This is a genomic window from Gordonia sp. QH-12 (assembly GCF_001578675.1).
Taxonomy (GTDB): domain Bacteria; phylum Actinomycetota; class Actinomycetes; order Mycobacteriales; family Mycobacteriaceae; genus Gordonia; species Gordonia sihwensis.
Genome location: NZ_KQ969286.1, coordinates 1 through 23618 on the forward strand (window position 1 = coordinate 1; position 23618 = coordinate 23618).

At 70.1% G+C, this 23618-nt stretch carries 20 protein-coding genes; 17 read left to right on the forward strand and 3 right to left on the reverse strand.

What is annotated here, in order from left to right; genetic code table 11:
• Positions 1–327: transposase (locus Y710_RS05770; protein ID WP_062366880.1), on the reverse strand; the 327-nt coding region annotated here is incomplete at its 3' end.
• Between the two features lie 145 nt (positions 328–472).
• Positions 473–2080 carry a DUF222 domain-containing protein gene (locus tag Y710_RS05775; protein WP_045540631.1) on the reverse strand — a complete coding sequence of 536 codons (1608 nt, stop codon included), beginning with the start codon at positions 2078–2080 and terminating at the stop codon, positions 473–475.
• A gap of 281 nt (positions 2081–2361) precedes the next feature.
• On the opposite strand from Y710_RS05775, the gene Y710_RS05780 reads away from it, so the two are divergent.
• The 12 genes from Y710_RS05780 (at position 2362) to Y710_RS05835 (ending at position 19294) form a co-directional block, all read left to right on the forward strand.
• Positions 2362–2769 carry an OsmC family protein gene (locus Y710_RS05780; RefSeq protein WP_045540633.1) on the forward strand — a complete coding sequence of 136 codons (408 nt, stop codon included), beginning with the start codon at positions 2362–2364 and terminating at the stop codon, positions 2767–2769.
• On the forward strand, positions 2769–3038 hold the full coding sequence (locus Y710_RS05785) for an acylphosphatase (protein WP_006896669.1): 270 nt from the start codon (positions 2769–2771) through the stop codon (positions 3036–3038). Before Y710_RS05780 ends, Y710_RS05785 begins: the two co-directional genes overlap by 1 nt.
• A gap of 20 nt (positions 3039–3058) precedes the next feature.
• Complete coding sequence (smc, locus tag Y710_RS05790; protein ID WP_062366772.1) at positions 3059–6697, forward strand: chromosome segregation protein SMC; 3639 nt, start codon at positions 3059–3061, stop codon at positions 6695–6697.
• A gap of 16 nt (positions 6698–6713) precedes the next feature.
• The gene (ftsY, locus tag Y710_RS05795; protein WP_045539695.1) at positions 6714–8111 is read left to right on the forward strand and encodes a signal recognition particle-docking protein FtsY; all 1398 of its coding nucleotides are present in this window, start codon (positions 6714–6716) and stop codon (positions 8109–8111) included.
• A 242-nt stretch (positions 8112–8353) separates the two neighbouring features.
• The gene (locus Y710_RS05800; RefSeq protein WP_045539699.1) at positions 8354–8980 is read left to right on the forward strand and encodes a TetR/AcrR family transcriptional regulator; all 627 of its coding nucleotides are present in this window, start codon (positions 8354–8356) and stop codon (positions 8978–8980) included.
• Positions 8981–9026: 46 nt separating this feature from the next.
• The gene (locus Y710_RS05805) at positions 9027–10649 is read left to right on the forward strand and encodes an acyl-CoA dehydrogenase family protein (RefSeq protein ID WP_062366882.1); all 1623 of its coding nucleotides are present in this window, start codon (positions 9027–9029) and stop codon (positions 10647–10649) included.
• Between the two features lie 86 nt (positions 10650–10735).
• A complete protein-coding gene (locus Y710_RS05810) occupies positions 10736–12253 on the forward strand; it encodes a class I adenylate-forming enzyme family protein (RefSeq protein WP_062366782.1) in 1518 nt (505 codons plus the stop codon).
• Between the two features lie 144 nt (positions 12254–12397).
• Positions 12398–13732, forward strand: a complete 1335-nt coding sequence (locus Y710_RS05815; protein ID WP_006896675.1) for an ammonium transporter — start codon at positions 12398–12400, stop codon at positions 13730–13732.
• A gap of 43 nt (positions 13733–13775) precedes the next feature.
• Entirely contained in the window at positions 13776–14114 is a 339-nt protein-coding gene (locus Y710_RS05820) for a P-II family nitrogen regulator (protein ID WP_006896676.1), read from the forward strand.
• Positions 14089–16506, forward strand: coding sequence for a [protein-PII] uridylyltransferase (locus Y710_RS05825; protein ID WP_062366784.1), 2418 nt, complete (start codon positions 14089–14091; stop codon positions 16504–16506). Before Y710_RS05820 ends, Y710_RS05825 begins: the two co-directional genes overlap by 26 nt.
• Positions 16507–16572: 66 nt before the next feature.
• Entirely contained in the window at positions 16573–18150 is a 1578-nt protein-coding gene (gene ffh, locus Y710_RS05830) for a signal recognition particle protein (protein WP_006897915.1), read from the forward strand.
• A 70-nt stretch (positions 18151–18220) separates the two neighbouring features.
• Entirely contained in the window at positions 18221–19294 is a 1074-nt protein-coding gene (locus Y710_RS05835) for an amidohydrolase family protein (protein ID WP_062366786.1), read from the forward strand.
• A gap of 22 nt (positions 19295–19316) precedes the next feature.
• Here the strand turns inward: Y710_RS05835 and Y710_RS05840 are convergent, their stop codons facing one another.
• A complete protein-coding gene (locus Y710_RS05840) occupies positions 19317–19973 on the reverse strand; it encodes a hypothetical protein (RefSeq protein ID WP_006897913.1) in 657 nt (218 codons plus the stop codon).
• Between the two features lie 281 nt (positions 19974–20254).
• Here Y710_RS05840 and rpsP point away from each other — a divergent pair, with 281 nt between their 5' ends.
• The 5 genes from rpsP (at position 20255) to Y710_RS05865 (ending at position 23503) form a co-directional block, all read left to right on the forward strand.
• Positions 20255–20719: a 30S ribosomal protein S16 gene (gene rpsP / locus Y710_RS05845; RefSeq protein ID WP_006897912.1), complete on the forward strand. Its 465-nt coding sequence runs from the start codon at positions 20255–20257 to the stop codon at positions 20717–20719.
• Entirely contained in the window at positions 20716–20958 is a 243-nt protein-coding gene (locus Y710_RS05850; RefSeq protein WP_006897911.1) for an RNA-binding protein, read from the forward strand. Before rpsP ends, Y710_RS05850 begins: the two co-directional genes overlap by 4 nt.
• A gap of 22 nt (positions 20959–20980) precedes the next feature.
• A complete protein-coding gene (gene rimM / locus Y710_RS05855; protein WP_006897909.1) occupies positions 20981–21508 on the forward strand; it encodes a ribosome maturation factor RimM in 528 nt (175 codons plus the stop codon).
• 1 nt (position 21509) lies between these two features.
• Positions 21510–22190: a tRNA (guanosine(37)-N1)-methyltransferase TrmD gene (gene trmD, locus Y710_RS05860; RefSeq protein WP_062366788.1), complete on the forward strand. Its 681-nt coding sequence runs from the start codon at positions 21510–21512 to the stop codon at positions 22188–22190.
• A gap of 71 nt (positions 22191–22261) precedes the next feature.
• The gene (locus tag Y710_RS05865) at positions 22262–23503 is read left to right on the forward strand and encodes a hypothetical protein (RefSeq protein ID WP_062366790.1); all 1242 of its coding nucleotides are present in this window, start codon (positions 22262–22264) and stop codon (positions 23501–23503) included.
• The last annotated feature ends 115 nt before the right edge of the window (positions 23504–23618 follow it).

Genomic DNA, 23618 nt, shown 5'->3' on the forward strand with positions numbered 1-23618 from the left:
GTTGCACTGACCGCTTGAATCCGCCCTCTCGTTCGCCCGACGCAGCTCTCGAACTTCCTTCTCCAACAAGCGGATCCGCTCGATATCTGAAACTGTCTCGACCCCAGGCGCTTCGGCTTGGCCGTCTTCGACGCGGCGGACCCAGGTCCGCAGGGTCTCGGGGTGGATATCGAGTTGCTTGGCGATCCGCGCCAACGCACCCGGCGCGGTCGCAGGATCGCTACGGGCATCGATGGCCATCCGTGTGGCACGATCCCGCAACTCGGGTGAGTACTTCGGTGGGCGAGGCACGAAACAAGTGTCCCTTCCGGTCAAACCTGTCTCCATCAAACCCGGGACGATTCAATCGTCACTGACCTCATGCAACTGTTGCTGACCGAGGTGCTGCGTCTGCATCTGGACACGGCTCCCGCGGCCGGTCACGGCTGGTTGAGTCTGTGGCGATCGACCGGCTCCGCCGATGCCGCTGGACTCAGAACGGCGGCTCGCCGTCGGTGACCGTCGCGATTTCCCGCTGTCGGCGGTTGGCGGCGCGCCTCTGGGTGCGGTAGCGGTGCTTGGCCTGAGTGCGGGTCAGTCGCCGTTCCGGTTCATTCTCGGCGTGTCGGTTCTCCGGGCGCGTCGCGGGCGAGTCCGACATGCCGAACGACACGCCGTGCCGGCACTGAATGTGCCCGAGCTCGGGCAGCAGCCACAGGTTCATCGCCTGTCGGCGGACGGTCATCCCGTCCGGCGTGGTGACTTCGGTCCAGATGACGCCGTTGGCGTCGACGATCTGATCATCGACCCACCCTTCGGCGTGGGTTTTCACGCCATGATGGAAACGGCACTTCGGATTCAGATTGCACACGCACGTCGGCCCGCCGTTGCCCGGATCGCGGTGGTCGAATTCGACGACGTGATCGAGGTCGGACTTCCACGCCGGGCGGTCGCAGCCGGCGACGGTGCAGGTGCCGAACAGGGCGCGGACGGCTGTGTCGACCGCCGCCGAGGGGCGGTACCGACCGGCGTGTCGCATGCAGTCGGCGATCACCGTGTCCAGATCCAACTCGCGAATCACCGCGTCGGGACGACGCACCAACTCCCGGGCGTGGCGGGCGGAGATCGGACCGACGCCATCCTCGTACGCCGGTAGCTGCGACACGCCGTCGAGCGCCTCCTTGCGCACCACGACGTGAACCATCACCTGGGCGCGCCGCGCGTCGATCTGCGCGGGCGCCAACTCCGAGACGCAGTCGTCCCGCTCGCACAGGCAGGTGAACTGGCTCTGCTGCAGCAGTGCGGTAGCGGCGTCGGACCGGCGGGCCTGCTTGGTTCGCGGGTCGAACGGGCACACGCCGTCGGCGAGCGCGTTGATCGCCCCGAGGGAGATCGCCGCGTCCTCGGTGGAGCCGACGATCACCATCTCCGACACGCCGTCGGCGACCGGCGTCACCGACACCTTCTTGCTCGACGCGACCTGCTCACGAGTCAGGGTCGCGGCGTCCGGGTCGTGCTCGGCCACGATCGCGGCGACGGTCGACTCCACCCGGTTCGCCGACAGTCCACCCATTCCGGCCAGACGATGTGCGATCTCCGCATCAATGAAGGCGAGCAGGTCGCCGTCGTCGACCAACGCGGTCTGCTCCACGGCTCGAACGAACCACCCCGGAGTGAGAACCCCGTAGCGCATCAGTCGGCCGATCGACGGAATCCGCTCGAAACACGCGATCGCCCGATCGACGAACAACTCACCCGCGTACTGCCGGACCCCGGCCGCTGTCGCATACGAGGCCGCCATCTGGCACTGCGGATCAAACAACCGCGTGTACGCATCGACCGACGCGTCGGCCTCTAATTCCGCTTGCTTCGCCCGATACAGCGAGTACACCGCCTGATAGCGATGCCACATCACCAACCCCTGATAGCAGTCAGCCCGCGCTGCGAAGGTCAACAACGCGGCACGATCAGCCCGCGACACCGCAGCCGCATCCGAACCGGACCCGTCGGTCGAACCTGCCGGACATCCGATCCGGATCACGATCGACCCGTCGTCGACCACCACCGACGAGCCGGAATGCTCCCTCACCTGCATGTTCACGCCTCCCCTTCGAGTGCCTCGAACTTACATTCGATGATATCGGCAGGGTCTGACAAATCACTCGAACGGAACGAGGCGGATTCAGCGCACCGTTCTCGGCGACGCGCTCTCGTCGACGTCCTCAAGCCGATCCGCAGGGCGAGCCGGCCACCCGGTAGGTTGAACAGTCTTGGAACGCCGACGGCCGGGAAGGTCTGCGAGGCCGGCGGCGTTCGACCGGGGGAGGCGTGAACACCGAGACGTGAACACCTCCACGAACGGCAGATGAAAGGCACGACGACATGACTGAACTGTGGGTCCAGCGGACCGGAACCCGGAGGTACACCGGGCAGAGCTCGCGCGGGGCGCAGGTCCTCATCGGCTCGGAGGACGTCGAGGGCGTCTTCACCCCGGGTGAACTCATGAAGATCGCACTCGCCGCGTGCACGGGGATGTCGTCGGACCGGCCGCTCTCGCGCCGACTGGGCGACGACTACGACGCCACCGTGCGGGTCTCGGGCGACGCCGACCGGGAGAACGAGCGGTACCCGCAGCTGGACGAGGTCCTGGAAGTGGACCTCTCCGAACTCGACCCGGAGGCCGCCGAGCGCCTGCTCGTGGTCGTCGAGCGCGCCATCGACAAGGTCTGCACGGTCGGCCGCACCCTGAAGGCGGGAACTCAGGTCTCGCTCACCATGGAGACCGAGTGATGCAGCGCCTCACCGCGTGGGTGCACGGGCGAGTCCAAGGCGTCGGATTCCGCTGGTGGACCCGGTCGCGAGCGCTGGAACTCGGTCTGGTGGGATACGCCTCGAACCAGCCCGACGGTCGGGTGCTCGTGGTCGCCGAAGGTCCGCATGAATCGCTGACGGCACTGCTGGCCGCGCTGCGCTCGTCCGACACCCCCGGCCGAGTCGATCTGGTGGTGGAGTCCTTCGAGGCGGCACGCGGTGGTTTGACGGGCTTCGTCGAGCGCTGATCCGGGTAGGCTGTCAGGTCGTGCACTTGAAGAGCCTCACCCTGAAAGGGTTCAAATCGTTCGCGTCGTCGACGACGCTGCGGTTCGAGCCCGGCATCACGTGTGTGGTGGGGCCCAACGGGTCGGGCAAGTCGAATGTCGTCGACGCCCTGACCTGGGTGATGGGGGAGCAGGGGGCCAAGGCCCTGCGCGGCGGAAAGATGGCCGACGTCATTTTCGCCGGGACCTCCGGTCGCGCCCCGCTGGGCCGCGCCGAAGTGACCCTGACCATCGACAACTCGGACGGCGCGCTGCCGATCGAGTACTCCGAGGTGTCGGTGACGCGGCGCATGTTCCGCGACGGCGCGGGCGAGTACGAGATCAACGGCAATTCGTGCCGCCTGATGGACGTTCAGGAACTGCTGTCCGATTCGGGCATCGGCCGCGAGATGCACGTCATCCTGGGGCAGGGCCGGCTGGCGGCGATCCTGGAGGCCCGGCCGGAGGAACGGCGCGCGTTCATCGAGGAGGCCGCCGGGGTCCTCAAGCACCGTCGCCGCAAGGAGAAGGCGGTCCGCAAACTCGACGCGATGGCCGCCAACCTGGACCGTCTCACCGATCTGACGACGGAACTCCGCCGCCAGCTCAAGCCGCTCGGCCGGCAGGCCGAGGTGGCGCGGCGCGCGGCGACCGTCCAGGCCGATCTGCGCGACGCCCGCTTGCGGCTGGCCGCCGACGACCTCGTGAAGCGACGCGAGGAGATGGCGCAGCACAGCGCCGTGGAGGCCGACGTCCGGCGACAGCAGGACGAGGTGGCGGCCGCGCTGGACGCCGCCACGGAGGCGCTGTCGGCAGCACAGGAGCATCTGGCGCAGGTGGCGCCCGCGGCGAGTGAGGCCGGACGCGTCTTCTACCAACTCGGCGCACTGTCGGAGCGGGTCGGCGGCACGTTGCGGCTCGCCGGTGAACGCGCGGCGAACCTGGCCTCGCCGAGCGTCGCCAACTCCGGTCCCGATCCCGAGGAACTGGAACGGCAGGCCGAACGCGCTGCGATGACCGAGGCCGAGCACACCGAGGCGGTCGAGGAGGCCGCCGAGCGGCTGGAGTACGCGACCGCCGCGCTGCAGGCCGCCGAGCAGGTGGCCAACGAGGCCGAGCGCGCGCACCTGGCCGCGGTGCAGGCCGTCGCCGACCGCCGCGAGGGTCTGGCGCGGTTGGAGGGCGAGGCCGCGAACCTGCGAACCAAGGTGGAGTCGGTGGACGCCGAGACCGCCCGGCTGACGGCGTCGATCGAGGCGGCCGCCGAGCGGGCCGACACCGCGCAGGCGGCCCTCGATCAGGAGGTGGCGCGGGTCAGGATCCTCGAGGACGCCGAACGCGGCCTCGACGAGCACCACGAACGATGTGCGGCGGCGCTGGCCGAGGCCTCCGCGACCGTCGAACGGCTCCGCCAGAGTGAGCGCGAGACCGCCAGATCGATCGCGTCGCTCAGCGCGCGGATCGAAGCGCTCTCGGTCGGTCTGGAACGCGGTGACGGCGGGGCCTGGCTGATCGAACGCGGAACCGAGGGCGTCCTCGTGCCGCTGTCGGAGCTGCTGACGGTGAAGCCGGGCTACGAAGCCGCCATGGCGGGAGCGCTGGGGCCGGCCGCCGATGCGATCACGACGGTCGACGCGCTCGCCGCGGTGCGGGCCCTGCGCGAACTGCGCAGCGGCGACGGCGGGCGAGCGGCCCTCATCGTCGGGGGACTGCCCGGCGTCGACCCCGACCGTCGGCCGTCGCTGCCCGACGGTGCGGTGTGGGCCCGTGACCTGGTCACCGCACCCGACGAGGTGGCGGGCGCGCTCGACGTGCTGCTCGCCGAGACGATCGTCGTCGACGATCCCGAGACCGGGCTGGACCTGGCCCGTGAGCTCGGAGTGGTCGGCGTCACGCGCGACGGCGACCGCATCTCCTCGGCCAGCGTGGAGGGCGGATCCGCACGACGGCCGTCGACCATCGAGGTGCAGTCCGCGATCGATACCGCGACACACGACCTCGCGGCCGCCGAGGAGACGGCACTGCGTCTGGAATCGGAGCTGGCCGCGGCCATCGCCGAACAGGAACGGGCGCGTGAGGACGCCGAGGGGGCGCTCGCTGCCCTCCACGAGTCCGACGCGAACCTCGGGGCGGCCTACGAGTCGCTCGGGCGTCTCGGTTCGGACATCCGTGCTGCACGGGATGAGGCCGACCGGCTCGTGCGGCAACGCAACTTCGTCGAACAGGGCCGCGCGGAGAATCTCGAGAAGCTCACCGAGGTGGAGGAGCGCCTGGCCCGCGCCGTCGACGGTGCAGCCGAAGAGCCGGTCGCCGACGGCGACAGAGCGATGCGCGATGCCGCCGCGGCGGAAGTCGCGTCCGCTCGGTCCGCCGAGGTCGAGACGCGTCTGACACTGCGGACCGCCGAGGAACGCCTGGCGTCGGTGCGCGGCAAGGCCGAGAGTCTGCGTCGCGCGGCGGCCAACGAGCGGGCCAATCGGGAGCGCCAGCGGCGCCAGGACGCTCTCCGCAAGTACGCGGCCGGCGTGGCGAGTGCGGTGGCCGACACCGGAGAACGACTCGCGGACGCGGTGGCCGCGGCCGTGACCGACGCGGCGCAGGCTCGCGACGAACTCGAAGCCATCCGTTCCCAGCGCACGGCCGAGGTGGACGCCCTGCGGGCGCAGGTGGACCAGCTCAGCACGGTGATGAACAAACTGCGCGACGCCGTCCACCGCGACGAACTCGCCAGAGCGCAGGCCGCCTTGCGCATCGAACAGCTCGAGGAGCAGGTGCTCGAACAGTTCGCGATCGCGCCGGACGACCTGGTGGCCGAGTACGGACCGGATGTCCCGATGCCGCCGTCGGATCTGGAGGTGCGCGAGTACGAGGACGCCAAGGCTCGCGGCGAACAAGTGGTGGCCCCCGCGCCGATGCCGTTCGACCGCGCCACCCAGGAGATGCGTGCGCGCAAGGCGGAGAAGGACCTCAAGACACTCGGCCGCGTGAACCCGCTCGCCCTGGAGGAGTTCGCCGCCCTCGAGGAACGCTACAACTTCCTGTCGGCGCAGCTGGAGGACGTGAAGGCTGCGCGCAAAGACCTGATGGACGTCATCGACGACGTCGACGCCCGGATCCTCCAAGTCTTCACCGATGCGTACGCCGACGTGGAGCGAGAGTTCGTCCAGGTCTTCGCGACGCTGTTCCCCGGGGGCGAGGGCCGGCTGGTCCTGACCGATCCGGACGACATGCTCACCACCGGGGTGGACGTGGAGGCGCGGCCGCCGGGCAAGAAGGTGAAGCGACTGTCGTTGCTCTCCGGCGGCGAGAAGTCGTTGACCGCCGTCGCCATGCTCGTCGCGATCTTCCGGGCGCGGCCCTCGCCCTTCTACGTGATGGACGAGGTGGAGGCCGCCCTCGACGACGCGAATCTGCGCAGGCTCATCTCCCTGTTCGAACAGCTGCGGGAGAAGTCCCAGCTGATCGTCATCACCCACCAGAAACCGACCATGGAGATCGCGGACGCGCTCTACGGCGTGAGCATGCGGGGCGACGGGATCACCCAGGTGATCTCCCAACGACTGCGCGGGGTGGACGTGACCCCGGCCGCCGCCGCACCCGATCCTTCGACTTCACCAACCGACTCCGCTCCCACGAGCTGAAGGGACAACTTCTCCAGTGGACACCCAACTCATCGTCGGCATCGTCATCGCGATCGTCGTCATCCTCGCCCTGGTCGCCGGCGCCGGCTACGCGTTGAATCGCCGCCGCCGGATCTCGCTCCGGGACGAGCCCGCCGCCGGGACCGATCAGGTCACCGACGGATCGCAACGGCAAGTCGATCGTTCCGGGGGCTACAAGGCCGGTTCCGGATTCTCCTTCAGCCAGGGCGGGGCGGGATCGGCGACCCTCGACCGTCCGGAGCCGCCGACGCCGCCCACACCGGAGCCCGTCGCCGAGCCCGAGCCTGCCGCTCAGGTCGAGCCGGAGACCGACGAAACCACCGTCGTACAACCGCCGGCGGCCGAACCGGAACCGGTCGTCGAGCCCGAGCAGGTCGTCGAGCCCGAGCCGGTCGCAGAACCCGAGCCCGTGGCCGAACCCGCACCTGTCGCCGAACCGGCACCCGTCGACACCGCTCCAGCGCTCGACGAGATCGCGCCGACCGCGGGACGGCTTTCCCGCCTGCGCGGGCGCCTGTCGCGGTCGCAGGGTGCGATCGGCGCGAGCGTGCTCGGGCTGCTCGGCGCGGGCGATCTGGACGAGGACAGCTGGGAGGAGATCGAGGACACGCTGGTGATGGCCGATCTCGGCACCGCCGCCACGTCGACGGTCACCGAACGGCTCCGTGAGGAACTGGCGACGGGCAAGGTCCGCTCGGCCGAGGACGCGCGCGCCGCCCTCAAGCGGGTCCTCGTGGAGCAGTTGCATCCCGAACTCGATCGCTCCGTTCGGGCCCTTCCCCATGCGGACCGACCGGCGGTCGTGCTGGTGGCCGGGGTCAACGGCGTCGGCAAGACCACCACCACCGGCAAGCTCGCGCGCGTGCTGGTGGCCGACGGCCGCCGCGTGCTGCTGGGCGCCGCCGACACCTTCCGTGCCGCCGCGGCCGACCAACTGCAGACCTGGGGTGAGCGCGTCGGCGCAGGAATCGTCCGCGGCAAGGAGGGTGCCGACCCGGCCTCGGTCGCCTTCGACGCCGTCAGCACCGGAATCACCGAAGGCGTGGACGTGGTGCTGATCGACACCGCGGGCCGTCTGCACACCAAGGCGGGCCTGATGGACGAGCTCGGCAAGGTCAAGCGAGTGGTCGAGAAGAAGGCCGTGGTGGACGAGGTGCTGCTGGTCCTGGACGCCACGGTCGGCCAGAACGGTCTGATGCAGGCCAAGGTGTTCGCCGAAGTGGTCTCGCTGACCGGCGTGGTGCTCACCAAACTCGACGGCACCGCCAAGGGCGGCATCGTGTTCCGCATCCAGGAGGAGCTCGGCGTCCCCGTGAAGCTGGTCGGGCTCGGCGAAGGCGCCGACGACCTCGCTCCGTTCGAGCCGGAGGCATTCGTCGACGCGCTGCTGTAGCGCGCTGCTTTTTCGAACCGACGTCTGTACCGAACCGGCGTCTGTACCGAACCGGCGTCTGTACCGAACTGAGTCGCCAGGATCGTCCCTGTGACGGACGGTCGAGGACACATTGCCCTCGCCGGTCCGTCGCAGGGACGATCTTGTTCTCCGACCCCCTTGTGACTTCGGTTGAATCATGATTCAATTCTTCTAACAGTTGAATCGCGATTCAAAGTTTGAGCCCGGGCTGAGAGGTGACGATGGCGTACCGACCGACCGCGGCCACCCGACGGAGTGCGGAGGCCAAACGTGCCTCGATCCTCGCGACGGCGCGCCGGATCGTGGCCGACTCCGGTTTCTCCGGCGCTACCGTCGCGGCGATCGCCGAGGGGAGCGGAGTCAGCGTCGGATCGGTGTACTCGTACTTCGACAACCGTGAGGCGCTCCTGGCCGAGGTCTTCCGGGACGCCGCCGGCTACGAGTTCGACCAGGTGCGTCGCGCGGTCGAGGCGGTCGGCGGCGATCCCGGCCGGGAGCTGGGCACGCTCATCGACGTCTTCGCCGACCGCGCTCTTCGCGGCCGCCGCCTGGCGTGGTCGCTGCTCTTCGAGCCGGTGATACCGACGGTGGAGGCCGAACGTCTGCATCTCCGGCAGTCGTACCGCGAGCTCGGCGAGCGGATCATCGCCGACGGCGTCGCCGCCGGAGTGTTCGTCGACCAGGACGCGCCGGTCGTGGCGTCGGCCGTGATGGGAGCGATCTCCGAAGCGCTCGTCGGAGCGCTCGACCCGGACACGGCACCGCTTCCGCACTCCGACCCGGCCGAGCTGGTGGCGACCATCCGCCGATTCTGCTTTCTGGCGCTGGGTGCCACCGCGCCGGTCTGAACCGAACCGACAGACCCCGATCGATCAACCGAAGGAGCCCGCCGCCATGCCCGCCACACACGAGGTCTTCAATCAGGCGCCCGCCCGCGTCGACGTCAACGAGTTCACCAGTCACACCGCGCTGGTGGAGGCGGTGAACGTCTACGGCGCCGGATGGGCCGCCGATGCGCTCACCGAGGCAGGCGCCCTGGTGGGCCGGGCCGATTTCCAGCGCGACGCCGAACTCGCCAACACGATCACCCCCGAACTGCACACCCACGATCGCTGGGGCAACCGGATCGACGACATCGAGTTCCACCCGGCCTATCACCGCATCATCGGCGACGCGATCGCCCACGGCGCCCACACCAGCTGCTGGTCGGAGCCGCGCGCGGGTGCCCACGTGGCGCGGGCCGCGATGTTCATGCAGTTCGGGCAGATCGAGCCGGGCCACGCCTGCCCGGTGAGCATGACGCATGCCGTCGTCCCGTCGCTGCGAGTGGACGAGAAGCTCGCCGAGCAGTGGCTTCCGCGTGTCTTCTCGCGCGAGTACCGGCACGACCTCGGTTCCGGACAGAAGACCTCGGCGATCTTCGGCATGGCGATGACCGAGAAGCAGGGCGGCTCCGACGTCCGCGCCAACACCACCCGCGCGGTGGAGCTGTCGGACGGCATGTACTCGATCACCGGCCACAAGTGGTTCTGCTCGGCACCGCAGTCGGACGCCTTCCTGGTGCTCGCCCAGACCGCTCCGGGCGTCACCTGCTTCGTGGTGCCGCGCGTGCTGCCCGACGGCACCCGCAACGTCTTCAACGTCCAGCGGCTCAAGAACAAGCTCGGCAACAAGTCGAACGCCTCGAGCGAGGTGGAGTTCGACGGCACCGTCGGCTGGCGCCTCGGCGACGAGGGCGCGGGCGTACGGACCATCATCGAGATGGTCAACCAGACCCGGCTCGACTGCGTGCTCGGCAGCGCCGCGGGCATGCGCCAGTCGGTGGCCGAGGCGGCGTGGCATGTGCGCCACCGCTCGGCCTTCGGCGCGAGGCTCGTCGACCAGCCGGCGATGACCGCCGTCGTCGCCGACCTGCAGGTGGAGGCCGAGGCCGCGATCTGGACCGCGATGCGACTGGCCGCCGCCTATGACGACGACGCCGACGAGTCCGCGGCCTTCCGCAGGCTCGCGACCGCCGTCGGCAAGTACTGGGTCTGCAAACGCGGCTCCAACCACGCCTACGAGGCGCTCGAATGTCTCGGCGGCAACGGCTACTGCGAGAACGGTTTCCCGCTCTCGCGCCGGTACCGGGAACAGCCGGTCATGGCGGTCTGGGAGGGGTCGGGCAATGTCATCGCACTCGACGTCCTGCGTGCGATGATGCGTGACCCGATGTCCGTGGAGGCGGTCGACAACGAGTTCGAGCGCGCACTCGGGGTGTATCGCGAGTACGACCTCCACGTCGAGAAGACCCGCAAACTCGTCGCGCAGGCGTCCGCCGACCCCGCGGGCGCTCCCGCAGTGGCCCGCCGGCTCACCGAATCGATGGCGATCGCGCTGCAGGGCTCGATCCTCATCCGGCAGGCGCCCGAGTCGGTGACCGACGCATTCGTCGCCGGACGGATCGCCGATCCGGGCCACATGTACGGCGTCCTCGACTCGGCACTCGACCTCGCGGGAATCGTCGCCCGCGCCTGAATCCGGCGCGACCGGCCCACGGTCCACACCACCGCACCCTCCCTCCCCGGCCTCCCGAGGCCGTCGTCTTTCGAAAGAGCGTCTCGATGCATCTGACCGCCACTCTGGAGCGCAGCGCGCGCCTGAATCCGACCAAAGCCGCCGTCGTCCACGGCGAGGAGGAGATCACGTACAGCGAGCTCCTCGACCGGGCGCGACGTGCGGCGTCGGTGCTCATCGGCGCCGGTGTCGGGCCGGGCGACCGGGTGGCGGTCATGACGTACAACACGCCGGGGTTCGTCGTGGCGGCGTTCGGCGCCTGGTTCGCGGGTGCCGCGCTGGTTCCGGTCAACCACAAGTTCGCCGCGCCGGAGGTGGCCTACGCGCTCGAGCACAGCGGCGCGGTCGTCGGCGTCGTCTCCGGATCCCTCGCCGAGACCGCGGCGGCCGGCGCGCCGGGGTTCCGGTGGTTCACCACCGAGAGCGCTCACGACGGCCTGCCCGACTTCGACGAGTCGGTCCGCGCCGCCGCTCCTGTCCCGGGCGCCGTCGACTCGGGCCTCGACGCGGTGGCGCAGGTGCTCTACACGTCGGGGACCACCAGTTCGCCCAAAGGCTGCCTGCACACGCATCGCACCCTGTCCGGCCTGGCGCCGGCGCTCGCGGCCACCCTGGGGTTCACGCAGGACGAGCGGTTCCTGCTCGCGATGCCCATCTGGCACGCCGCGCCGCTCAACGACTGGCTGCTGACGATGATCGCCCTCGGTGCGACGACTGTTCTGATGCGTGAGTTCCATCCGGCCGAACTGCTGCCCGCCGTCGAGCGCTACCGGATCACCGCCTTCTTCGGCTCGCCGATCGCATACCTCCTGCCGGTGCAACTGGCCGACGCCGGCGCGCTCGACTTCGCCGACCACGACCTGTCGACCGTGTCGAAGTGGCTGTACGGCGGCGCGTCGCTCGGCGAGGCCACGGCCCGCAGGCTGGTGGCGGCCTACCGCAGCGACCGCTTCTTCCAGGTGTACGGCATGAGCGAGATGGGGCCGGCGGGCACGGCCCTGTATCCCCACGAGCAACTGGCGAAGGCCGGCTCGATCGGCCGAGGTCCGATGGTCGGCGTCGACCTGCGCTTGGTCGACGCCGACGGACGCGACGTCGGTCCCGGCGACACGGGCGAGATCTGGCTGCGCGGCGACACCCGGATGATCGGCTACCTGAACAACGAGACCGCCACAGCCGACTGCTTCGTCGGCGACTGGTTCCGCACCGGCGACGTCGCACGGATGGACCGGGACGGCTACCTCTACATCGTCGACAGACTGAAGGACGTGATCATCGTCGGGGGCGAGAACGTCCACTCGCAGGAGGTGGAGGAGGTGCTGCGCGCGCATCCCCGCCTGGCGGACGTCGCGGTGATCGGCCGTCCGCACCCCGAATGGGGCGAGACGGTCGTCGCGATGTGCGTCACCGTCGACGGGACCGAACTGACGCTCGACGAGGTGCGCGAGTTCCTCGCCGACAAGCTCGCTCGCTACAAACTGCCGCGCGAGGTGGTGACGGTCGAGACACTGCCGCGCAATCCCAGCGGAAAGATCCTCAAGCACGTACTGCGCGGACAAGTGTGACCCGGCCGCCGCGCAACACCCGCGAAACATTTCCGCGGATTCCTTGACGGCCCCGAAACTTCTGCGCGACGCGGCACGCAACACCAGCGTTGCACTCTTATCGCGAGACGTCGATCGGCGACGTCTCGCGAGGAGGTGCGAGGAGTGCAGACTGCATTGCCGGACAACGTGTTCGGAACCGTTGATGCGGGTAATACCGCTTGGGTGATCGTGAGCGCATCGCTCGTGCTGTTGATGACACCCGCGCTGGCGTTCTTCTACGGAGGGCTCTCGCGTGCCAAGTCCGTGCTGAACATGATGATGATGTCGTTCGCGGCGCTCGGCACGGTCACGGTGATCTACGTGCTGTGGGGATTCTCGATGTCCTTCGGGAACTCCTTGACCGGCACCGGCGACATCGGGGGACTGTTCGCCAATCCGTTCTCACTGTTCGGGTCGGACCAACTGATGCAGACCAGGTCGGTCGGCGATGCGACGCAGTTCGTGGTGTGGGGGAGCACCCAGATTCCGGCGACCGTCTTCATGGCGTTCCAACTGACCTTCGCCGTGATCACAGTCGCGCTCATCAGCGGTGCGATCGCCGAACGCGTCAAGTTCGCCACCTGGGTGGCGTTCACCGTGCTGTTCGCGACCATCGTCTACTTCCCGCTCGCCCACATGGTGTGGGGCGGCGGACTGATGTCGAACGCGAAGGACTCGATCGCCTCCTGGCTGTTCGGCGTCGCCGACGGAGTGGCGAAGGTCGCGCCCATCGACTTCGCCGGAGGCACCGTCGTCCACATCAACGCCGGCATGGCCGGCCTGGTGCTGGCGCTGGTGGTCGGCAAACGCCGCGGGTTCGGCCGCACCTCGTACCGTCCGCACAACATTCCCTTCGTGATGCTCGGCGCGGCCCTGCTGTGGTTCGGCTGGTTCGGCTTCAACGCCGGCTCCGAGCTCGCCGCCGACGCCACCGCCGGCCTCGTGTGGATCAACACCGCCGCGGCGACGGCCGCCGCGATGATCGGGTGGCTGGCCGTGGAATGGATCCGAGACCGCCACCCGACGAGCGTCGGTGCGGCCTCCGGCGTCGTCGCCGGACTGGTGGCAGTCACGCCCGCCTGCGGCGCCCTCACCCCGGTCGGCTCGTTGTTCCTCGGTGTGGTCGCCGGTGCGCTCGCGGCCGTCGCGATCGGGCTGAAGTACCGGCTCGGCTTCGACGACTCGCTGGACGTGGTGGGCGTGCACCTCGTCGCCGGTCTGTGGGGCACGATCGCGATCGGTCTCCTCGCCAAGGACTCGGGTCTGTTCTACGGCCATGACTACAAACAGCTGGTGGTGCAGGCGGCGATCGCCCTGTTCGCGCTCGTGTTCACCGGAATCCTGACCTTCGCGATCGCGATGGTGCTCAAGCCGCTCGGCTGGCGTGTGGACCGGGAGGCGGAGTTCACCGGCATCGACAGCGCCGAGCACGCCGAGAGTGCGTACGAGCCGGCATGAGTTCAGCAGACACTAGTCTCGATCGGGAGAGAAGGGTTTATCCATGAAACTGATCACCGCAATCGTCAAGCCGTTCACCCTCGAGGACGTCAAAGCCGGTCTGGAGCACATCGGGATCGTCGGGATGACCGTCAGCGAGGTACAGGGCTACGGGCGGCAGAAGGGGCACACCGAGGTGTACCGCGGCGCCGAGTACGCCGTCGACTTCGTCCCGAAGGTCCGGGTGGAGGTCGTCGTCGACGATGAGGCAGTGGACCAGGTGGCCGAGGTGATCGTCGAGTCGGCCCGCACCGGGAAGATCGGTGACGGGAAGGTCTGGGTGACACCGGTGGAGTCGATCATCCGGGTGCGGACCGGTGAACGCGGACCAGAGGCCATCTGAGGCCGGGCGGGCGCCGGGGTCCACCTCCGGCGCCACGCTCGGTGCGGCGAGATCGGTGCTGCTGCAGGACGATTCCCTGGTCGGAGCGCGTCAGCGCGAGGCGATCGGCGCACTGTTCGAGGACTGGCTCGTGGAGCGGGCACGGTCGCTCGGGATCGTCGAGCGCAGCGGATTCGCCGTTGTCGCGGTCGGCAGCCTGGGTCGCCGGGAGATGGTCGGCTACTCCGACCTCGACCTGATCCTGGTGCACGACGACCGGTACCCCGAACGACTCTCGGAGGTGGCGGACGGACTCTGGTACCCGCTGTGGGACGCGGGAATCTCCCTCGACCACAGTGTGCGATCGGTGCCGGAGGCCATGCGGGTGACGCGCGAGGACGCCACGGCCGCGCTCGGGCTCCTCGACTCCCGGTTCATCGCCGGCGACGAGGACCTCGCCCGGTTGATGACCGTCTCGGTGCGCAACCTCTGGCGGTCGGAGGCGCGGATGCGGTTGCCGCAGGTGATCGAAGCCGCGGAAGACCGCTGGCGGCGCACCGGCGACATCGCCCACCGCGCCGAGCCGGATCTGAAGAACGGCCGCGGGGGACTGCGCGACATCCAGTTGCTGAATGCGCTCGCGCTCGCGCAGTTGACCGACGGGCTCGCCCGTCTCGATCCCGGCACCGAGGGTTCGCCGCTGCCGCGTGCCTACGACTTCCTGCTCGCCGCGCGCGGCGAGGCGCATCGGATCGCCGGCCGGGCACGTGACCAGATCCGCGCCCAGGATGCCGACGACATCGCCGCGGCACTCGGTGTCGCCGATCGCTTCGAGCTCTCCCGGCGGATCAGCGATGCCGGACGGACCACCTCGTACGCTGTCGACGCCGGTTTGCGCACCGCCCAGAACGCCGTGAGCCGACGCGGGTTCTCTCGGTTGCGCCGCGCCGCGGCATTGCGGCGCCCGCTCGACGAAGGGGTGGTCGAACAGGGCGGCGAGGTGGTACTCGCACGCTCGGCCATTCCCAGCCAGGATCCGGGTCTGGTGCTGCGGGTGGCCGCCGCGGCCGCCCGGAACCGGCTGCCGATCAACGGCCCGGCGCTCGAGCGCCTGGCCACCTACGGTGCGCCGATGCCGGAGCCGTGGTCGTCGGAGGCCCTCGCCGATCTGCTGGTGCTGCTGGCGTCGGGGCACGACATGGCCGGCCCGATCGAGGCCCTCGACCGGGCCGGACTGTGGGGCGCACTGTTCCCCGAATGGGATCGGGTCCGCGACCTGCCGCCCCGCGACGGCATTCACACCTGGACCGTCGACCGGCATCTCATCGAGACGGTCGCCGCGGCGGCGGAACTGACCACCAGCGTCTCGCGTCCCGATCTGCTGCTGCTCGGCGCGTTGCTGCACGACATCGGCAAGGGGCGCGGCGGCGACCACTGCGCCGTCGGCGCCGAACTCGCCGAACACATCGGGCGGCGTCTGGGCCTGTGGGAGCCGGATCGGCGCCTGCTCGCCGAACTCGTCCGCCACCATCTGCTGCTCCACCGGGTGGTGACGCGTCGCGACCCGGCCGATCCGGAGGTCGTGGCGCACGTGGCCGACGTGCTCGGCGGGAGCGCGGTCCTGGCCGAACTCCTGGGAGCCCTCTCGGACGCCGACTCCCGCGCCACCGGCCCGGGGGTGTGGGGGGAGTGGAAGGCCACCCTGATCTCCGGGTTGGTCGAACGCGTCGTCGCGCACATCGGCGGAGCGCCGGTGCCCGCACCCGACCCGATCCCGCCGGACCTGCGTGAGCTGGCCGACCGCGGCGGTCTCCACGTGAGCCTGCGTCCCGGGGACGGTCCGAACATGACGATCGTCACCATGATCGCGCCCGACCGGCCGGGACTGCTGTCGAAGATGGCCGGTGTGCTCGCACTGTCGGGCCTGCACGCGCACTCGGCGACGGTCGCCGGTCATGCCGGGCACGCCGTCGACTCGTTCGTGGTGATGCCGACCTTCGGCGGTCCGCCCGATGCGCCGCTGCTGCGGCAACGTCTGGCCGCGGTGCTCGACGGCGATCGGGACCCGGTGGCCGAGCTGGCGGCGCGGGCGGCAGCCCGCCTGCCCGAGGCGGGGGTCTCCGGCCGACCCGCGGTCCCGGTGAGCCGCACCGCGGCGCCGCCGCGGGCACGCTGGCTCGCGGGCCCGCACGGGCGTCCGCTGCTGGAACTGCGCGCGGCCGACGACGAAGGCCTTCTCGCGCGCGTCGCCGCCGAGCTGGAGAAGGCGCGTGCCGACGTCGCCTGGGCGAAGGTCTCCACCCTGGGTGCGACGGCCGTCGACACCTTCTGCCTCAGCCTCCCGGACGACGGACCGGCGGCGCGCCACGCGGTGGCGGCGGCGGTCCTGGCGGTCTGCGCGCCCACGCGGTGAGGCCCGGCCCGGAGCCGATCACGATCCGCGCGACATCGCCGTGCCCGGACGTGGAAGGATGGAGGAATGTTCGAATCCCTCTCTGACCGGTTGACCGGTGCTCTGAAGGACCTGCGCGGCAAGGGACGGCTGACCGACGCGGACATCGACGCGACCGCGCGCGAGATCCGCCTCGCACTGCTCGAGGCCGACGTCTCGCTGCCCGTGGTCCGCGCCTTCATCAGCCGCATCAAGGAACGCGCGAAGGGCGCCGAGGTCTCCGGCGCCCTGAATCCGGCTCAACAGATCGTCAAGATCGTCAACGAGGAACTGGTCGGCATCCTGGGCGGCGAGACGCGGCGCATCCGCCTCGCAAAGAACCCGCCGACGGTCATCATGCTCGCCGGTCTGCAGGGCGCCGGTAAGACGACCCTCGCGGGCAAGCTGTCGGCGTGGCTGGTCAAGCAGGGTCACACGCCGCTGCTCGTGGCCTGTGACCTACAGCGCCCCGGCGCCGTGCAGCAGCTCCAGATCGTCGGTGAGCGGGCCGGAGTGCCGGTCTTCGCGCCGCATCCGGGCACCTCGGTCGGCGGCGAGGGCGAACTCGGCGTCGACGGCTCGGCCGATCCGGTCGCCGTCGCACGGGCCGGCGTGCAGGAGGCCCGCGACAAGCAGCACGATGTGGTCATCATCGACACCGCGGGCCGTCTGGGCATCGACGCGGAACTGATGCGGCAGGCCTCCGACATCCGGGACGCGACCGACCCGGACGAGGTGCTGTTCGTCCTCGACGCCATGATCGGCCAGGACGCGGTCACCACCGCCCAGGCCTTCGCCGACGGCGTCGACTTCACCGGCGTGGTCCTCACCAAGCTCGACGGCGACGCCCGGGGCGGCGCCGCGCTCTCGGTCCGCGAGATCACCGGACGGCCGATCATGTTCGCCTCGACCGGTGAGAAACTCGACGACTTCGACGTCTTCCATCCGGACCGCATGGCCAGCCGCATCCTGGGGATGGGCGACGTCCTCTCGCTCATCGAGCAGGCCGAGCAGCACTTCGACCAGGCCGAGGCGGAGAAGACCGCTGCCAAGATCAGCCAGGGCGAGCTGACGCTGGAGGACTTCCTGCAGCAGATGCTGATGATCCGCAAGATGGGACCGATCGGGAACCTGTTGGGCATGCTTCCCGGCGCAGGCGACATGAAGGACGCGCTCTCGCAGGTCGACGACAAGCAGCTCGACAAGATCCAGGCGATCATCCGGGGCATGACGCCCGCCGAGCGCGACAACCCGAAGATCATCAACGCCTCCCGACGGATCCGCATAGCGAACGGCTCCGGCGTCACGGTGACCGACGTGAACCAGCTCGTCGACCGGTTCTTCGCCGCACGCAAGATGATGTCGCAGATGTCGGGCCGGATGGGCATGGGCGGCGGCCGCAAGAACGCGCGCAAGGGCAAGAAGGGCAAGAAGGGGAAGGGCAAGGGTCGCGGACCCACGCCGCCCAAGGCGATGCGCGGCGGATTCCCGGGCATGCCCGGCATGCCGCCGGGCATGGGACTGCCGCCCGGTCTGGATCTGAGCAACATGCCTCCCGGCCTCGACGAACTGCCGCCCGGTCTGGAGGGCATCGACCTCAACGACCTGAAGTTCCCCAAGAAGTAGGTTTCCCGAGAAGTCAGCGGTCGCCGGCCGTCGCCGAATCGCGAACGGCTCGGCCGCGAAAGGCCCTGTGATGACTCAAGCGCTCGAATTCACCGGTACCGATCCGTTCACCGGCGAGGCCCTGACCTTCTGGGTCGTCGACGGAGCCGTCTCGACCGAGCCGGTCGCCGGCGCTGAGAAGGCCGGGGGCGGATGTATCGTCCCGGGTCTGGTGGACGCGCACAACCACGTCGGCATCGCACCCGGGCTCGGGGTCACCATCGACCGGGCGCGCGAGTACGCGAGGGCCGACGCCCGGGCCGGTGCGCTGCTGATCCGCGAGGTGGGATCGCCGCTCGACACCCATCCGCTCGACGCCGACCCGACCGGGCCCCGTTTCATCCGGTCGGGCAAGCACATCGCCCGGCCCAAGCGCTACCTGCGCGACTACGGTGTGGAACTCGAGAACCCGGACGATCTGGCGGACGAGGTGGCACGTCAGGCCCGCGACGGAGACGGATGGGTCAAGCTGGTCGGCGACTGGATCGACCGCGAGGTGGGCGATCTGGCTCCGCTGTGGACCCGCGATCAGCTCGACGCGGCCGTCGCCGCCGCGCACGAGAACGGTGCCCGGATCACCGCCCACGTCTTCGGAGCGGACGGGCTCGACGACATCATCGGGGCGGGGTTCGACTCGATCGAGCACGGCACCGGTCTGAGCGAGGACCTGATCGACGAGATGGTGCGCAAGGACATCGCGTTGGTGCCGACCCTGATTCAGCTGGAGAACTTCCCGGAGATCGCCGACGGTGCGGACCGATTCCCGAGGTACCAGGCCAACATGCGGGCGCTGTACGCCGGTCGAGGCGAGGTCTTCGCCCGGGCCCGCGAGGCGGGGGTGCGGATCTACGCGGGCACCGATGCGGGCGGGTTCATCGGGCACGGCCGGATCGTCGACGAGATCGAGGCCCTCGTCGGTGTCGGTTTCAGCCCGCTCGACGCGCTGGCCGCGGCCTCGACCGCCCCGCGCGAGTGGCTGGGAGCGTCCGGGCTCGAGCACGGTGCACGCGCCGACTTCATGGTCCTCGACGCCGATCCGGCTGCCGACCTGACGACGTTGCGGCGACCGCTCCACGTGGTCTGCGGCGGCGAGAAGATCGCATAGCCCACGGCGTGAGCCGCGCCGGTCAGCCGAGGATCTGCAGCACGCCGATCACGATCAGCAGCACCGTGACGAACCAGCCCGCATAGCGGATCACCACTTCGCGGTTGCGCCGGCCGTAGGCGAACACCCGACCGATCCACCAGTGTGGGCGGGCACGCACCACCACCAGCGCCAGGCCGGCGAGCAGGGGCAGGCTCAGGGCCACCGTGGCGTACAGGACCACACCGAGATACCGCTCGGTGAGCGGGATGTCGGTCGCCGACAGGACCGCCAGGCCCGCGTAGAACGGCACGGACGTGGCCGACTGGACCACGCCGAGCACGAATCCGACCAGCAGGGTCAGAGGGGACGGCGCCCGCAGCGGCGTGAGGATCTTGTCGACGAGGTCCGACGAGTCACCGCCGCGCCAGGTGAGGAATGCGGTGAGCAGACCGGTCAGGATCAGCAGGATCCCGAACAGCGGCGAGGAGATCACGGCGTCGACCACCGATTGGAGGCCGTCGAACACCAGCATCACGGCGATCGCCAGAACGAGAACCCCGAGCCAGTCGCCGATCAGCACCAGCGGCGCGATCCGCCGGTACTGGCCGGGGCCCAGTATGAGCGCCAGCGTGACGAGAACCCCGATCAGGAGCACGTTCACCGAGTCGACGAATGCGAGCGACAGGGCGTGCAGCATGGATTCTCAGGTCTCCGGGGCGTCGTGCGGCGGCCGGTGCGGCCGCCGATGTCCGATGTCACGCTACCGGCTGCACGCGCCGGGACCGATTTCCGGTGGTCGGGACCCAGTGAGCCGGCGCTCCGGTTTGGGTGGCGGCTCGTACCTCTGGCAGAATGAGTCGCTGGTTCGCCGGAGCCGGCCACGGCCGACCGGCGGTCACCCCGATAGAGAACGCAAAACCGGGCTCGTCGCCGATCGGCGGGCCGCTGAATTGCGCTGTGACACAAGGAGACGCCCACATGGCTGTCAAGATCAAGCTCACCCGGCTCGGCAAGATCCGCAACCCGCAGTACCGCATCGTCGTCGCCGACGCCCGCACTCGCCGCGACGGCCGCGTCATCGAGACCATCGGCAAGTACCACCCGAAGGAAGAGCCGTCGCTGATCGAGGTCGACTCGGAGCGCGCTCAGTACTGGCTGGGCGTCGGCGCGCAGCCGACCGAGCCGGTCGCCGCCATCCTGAAGATCACCGGTGACTGGCAGAAGTTCAAGGGCCTGCCGGGCGCCGAGGGCACCCTGAAGGTCGCCGAGCCGAAGACCTCCAAGCAGGATCTGTTCAACGCCGCCCTCGCCGCTGCCGAGAACGAGCCGGCCGCCGCCGCGACCACCGCCAAGAAGAAGGCGAAGAAGGCTGACGAGAAGGCCGACGACGCCGCTGCCGAGGCTCCCGCCGAGGAGGCCGGTGACGCCAAGGCGGACGCGTGAGCGCCGTCGTCGCGGACGCCGTCGAACACCTCGTTCGCGGCATCGTCGCCAACCCGGACGACGTCCGGGTCGACCTCATCACCGGCCGTCGCGGCCGGATGGTCGAGGTTCATGTCAACCCCGACGATCTCGGCAAGGTGATCGGCCGCAACGGCCGCACCGCCACCGCGCTGCGCACCCTGGTCTCCGGCATCGGCGGCCGCGGCGTGCGCGTGGACATCGTCGACACCGATCGCTGATCGAAAGCAGGACTCGGATCTGATGGATCTGGTGATCGGTCGTGTCGTCAAGACGCACGGAGTCCGCGGTGAAGTCGTCGTCGACATCCGCACGGACGATCCCGCCGGACGTTTCGCGGTCGGCACGCGCCTGCGCGGCCGTGCCCCGCGGACTGCCGGCGGCGGGGAGACCGAGTACGAAGTGACAGCCGCCCGGATGCATGCCGGGCGGCTGTTGCTGTCGCTTGCCGGCGTAGGCGGTCGCGACGAGGCGGACCGGCTGCGCGGCACCCTGTTCGTCATCGACGCCGCCGACGTCGACTCCGGCGACGACCCGGACGAGTTCTACGACCACGAGCTCGAGGGACTGCCCGTCGCGACGGTCGGCGGTGAGAGCGTCGGCACGGTCAGAGAGGTGCTGCACCTGCCCGGTGGCGAACTGCTGTCGGTGACCACCGGTGACGGTCGCGAGGTGCTAGTGCCGTTCGTGCGCGAGATCGTCCCCACCGTGACCCGCGAGGGCATCGAGATCGATCCGCCCGACGGCCTGATCGACCCCGTCGAGGACTGACATGCGCATTGATGTCGTGACGATCTTCCCGGAGTACCTCGAACCGATGCGGGCGGCACTCCTCGGAAAGGCGATCGACGCCGGACTGATCGAGGTCGGCGTCCACGATCTGCGGCAGTGGACGTACGACGTCCACCACAGCGTCGACGACGCGCCCTACGGCGGCGGTCCAGGGATGGTGATGAAGCCACAGGTGTGGGGCGAGGCGCTCGACGCCGTCTGCCCGGACGACGCGCTGCTGGTGGTGCCGACGCCGGCGGGCGTGCCCTTCACACAGGCCACGGCCCAGCGCTGGAGTTCCGAGCGGCATCTGGTCTTCGCGTGCGGCCGTTACGAGGGGATCGATCAGCGGGTCTTCGACGACGCCGCCCGCCGGGTGCGTGTGGAGGAGGTCTCGCTCGGCGACTTCGTGCTGATCGGCGGCGAGGTGGCCGTCCTCGCCATGGTCGAGGCCACCACCCGTCTGATGCCGGGTGTGCTCGGCAATCCGCAGTCGCACCAGGAGGATTCGTTCTCCGACGGGTTGCTCGAAGGTCCTAGTTACACCCGTCCCAGAGTGTGGCGCGGACTGGAGGTGCCCGCGGTGCTCCTGTCCGGAGACCACGGCCGAGTCGCGCAGTGGCGGCACGAGCAGTCGCGCGAACGCACGCGTGAGCGGCGCCCGGACCTGCTGGAGGACTGATCCGGGCGGGCGGACGCCGTGTGCTGCGGCGTGTCGCGGAACCGGTGCGGCCGCCGCTGCGTCCAACGAGTATGAGCACCACGTGGACGGTGGCCGCCGAGGAACTCCTCGCCCGGCTCGATTCGATGGATCCCGGCGCAGCCGCGGCCGACGCCGCGGAGATCGCCCGCATCGTCGACGCCGCGCGGGCGATCGGGGAGCGGATGGCCGCCGTGTTCGGCACCGGTTCGCTCGTCGGTGCGGCCGCGGACGGCGGGGCGCGGGCCGGTGTCGATCTCGCGGAGCGGATCACTTCCACCTCGGATCGTCTCGCGAGCGGCCGTAGCTCGCTGGCCTCCGCCTCGGGCGTGCTGGCCGGAGCGGTGGCGTATCGGCCCAGGATCGTCGCACTGAGCGTCGTCGGCACCACCCAGCCCGCAGTGCTGTCGGCGCTGCTCGGCGTCGGCACCGAACTGGCCGGGGTGTACAACGCTCCGATGGACTCCTCGGCCCGCGGCCTCCTCTCCGGCGGTCCGGACGCGTCGCCTGCCTCGCACGGAGCACCCGCGGCCGCCGACACGGCCGACCGAGCGGCAGTTCCGGCAGTGGCCGGACCGATGGCCGTGGACGTCCCGTCCGGCGACGGACCGCCGGTCGGGGACGGTCCGGTCGCCGCCGCACCCGATCAGGGCGCCGGCGCCGCGCCCGCGGCCGGCCCTCCGCGACCCGGTGTCGCCGCGGATGCGGGCCCGAAGCAGTCGTCGGCGGGTCCCGGACCCTCACCGGGAGCGGCTCCGGCCGCTGCGAGAGGCCCGACCGGCCCGTCCGCGGGCGACGGCGGTACCGGCCCGCCGGGCAGCACCGCCCGCCCTGGCCCGTCTCGTCACACGTCTTCGGCTCGGTCGGCGGAGCTCTCAGCCGCGCCTGGCGTCCTCGCCACCGTCCCGCCGCCGGTGCGGGCCGCCCCGTCGGTGCCGGCCGCGCCGAGGTCGGTCGTGTCTGAGACGACCGCGCAGACGACCTCGCCCGCGTCGCGAGCGGCGTCGGTGCCGGCAGGGCGCCCGGCGACGGCAGGCAATGCCTCCGCCTCCCGGCCGGGCGGCGGGCCGTACGGAGCCGCACCGTCGGCGCGACGCTCCGAGGACGAGGACGGCCACAGGCCCGCCGACTATCTGCGCTCGGCGACGGAGGGGATCCTCGTGCTGGGCCCGCAGCCGCTCGTCGCGCCGGCGGTCATCGGCGATCTCGAGGAAGGCGTTCCCGAGGCCGGGCCCGGCACCGACGTGCAACCGCCCGGCGACGATGACGACCAGGAACTCGACCTGACGCTGTGATCGCGGATTTCCCTCATGCCGGGTGGAGGTGGCACAATGTTTCAGGTTGCCTGCCGGAGACCTCGCGTCGACCGCTGCAGCGCACGGACCCCATGCCACGGGCATGAACCGGTCG

What these genes read in the sequence shown, in the direction of transcription:
- Y710_RS05785 (WP_006896669.1), top strand. Translation starts at nt 2,769, where the DNA reads ATGCAGCGCCTCACCGCGTGGGTGCACGGGCGAGTCCAAGGCGTCGGA.
- ffh (WP_006897915.1), top strand. Translation starts at nt 16,573, where the DNA reads ATGTTCGAATCCCTCTCTGACCGGTTGACCGGTGCTCTGAAGGACCTG.
- Y710_RS05820 (WP_006896676.1), top strand. Translation starts at nt 13,776, where the DNA reads ATGAAACTGATCACCGCAATCGTCAAGCCGTTCACCCTCGAGGACGTC.
- Y710_RS05800 (WP_045539699.1), top strand. Translation starts at nt 8,354, where the DNA reads ATGGCGTACCGACCGACCGCGGCCACCCGACGGAGTGCGGAGGCCAAA.
- Y710_RS05810 (WP_062366782.1), top strand. Translation starts at nt 10,736, where the DNA reads ATGCATCTGACCGCCACTCTGGAGCGCAGCGCGCGCCTGAATCCGACC.
- rpsP (WP_006897912.1), top strand. Translation starts at nt 20,255, where the DNA reads ATGGCTGTCAAGATCAAGCTCACCCGGCTCGGCAAGATCCGCAACCCG.
- Y710_RS05780 (WP_045540633.1), top strand. Translation starts at nt 2,362, where the DNA reads ATGACTGAACTGTGGGTCCAGCGGACCGGAACCCGGAGGTACACCGGG.
- rimM (WP_006897909.1), top strand. Translation starts at nt 20,981, where the DNA reads ATGGATCTGGTGATCGGTCGTGTCGTCAAGACGCACGGAGTCCGCGGT.
- trmD (WP_062366788.1), top strand. Translation starts at nt 21,510, where the DNA reads ATGCGCATTGATGTCGTGACGATCTTCCCGGAGTACCTCGAACCGATG.
- Y710_RS05835 (WP_062366786.1), top strand. Translation starts at nt 18,221, where the DNA reads ATGACTCAAGCGCTCGAATTCACCGGTACCGATCCGTTCACCGGCGAG.
- Y710_RS05805 (WP_062366882.1), top strand. Translation starts at nt 9,027, where the DNA reads ATGCCCGCCACACACGAGGTCTTCAATCAGGCGCCCGCCCGCGTCGAC.
- Y710_RS05865 (WP_062366790.1), top strand. Translation starts at nt 22,262, where the DNA reads ATGAGCACCACGTGGACGGTGGCCGCCGAGGAACTCCTCGCCCGGCTC.
- Y710_RS05840 (WP_006897913.1), bottom strand. Translation starts at nt 19,973, where the DNA reads ATGCTGCACGCCCTGTCGCTCGCATTCGTCGACTCGGTGAACGTGCTC.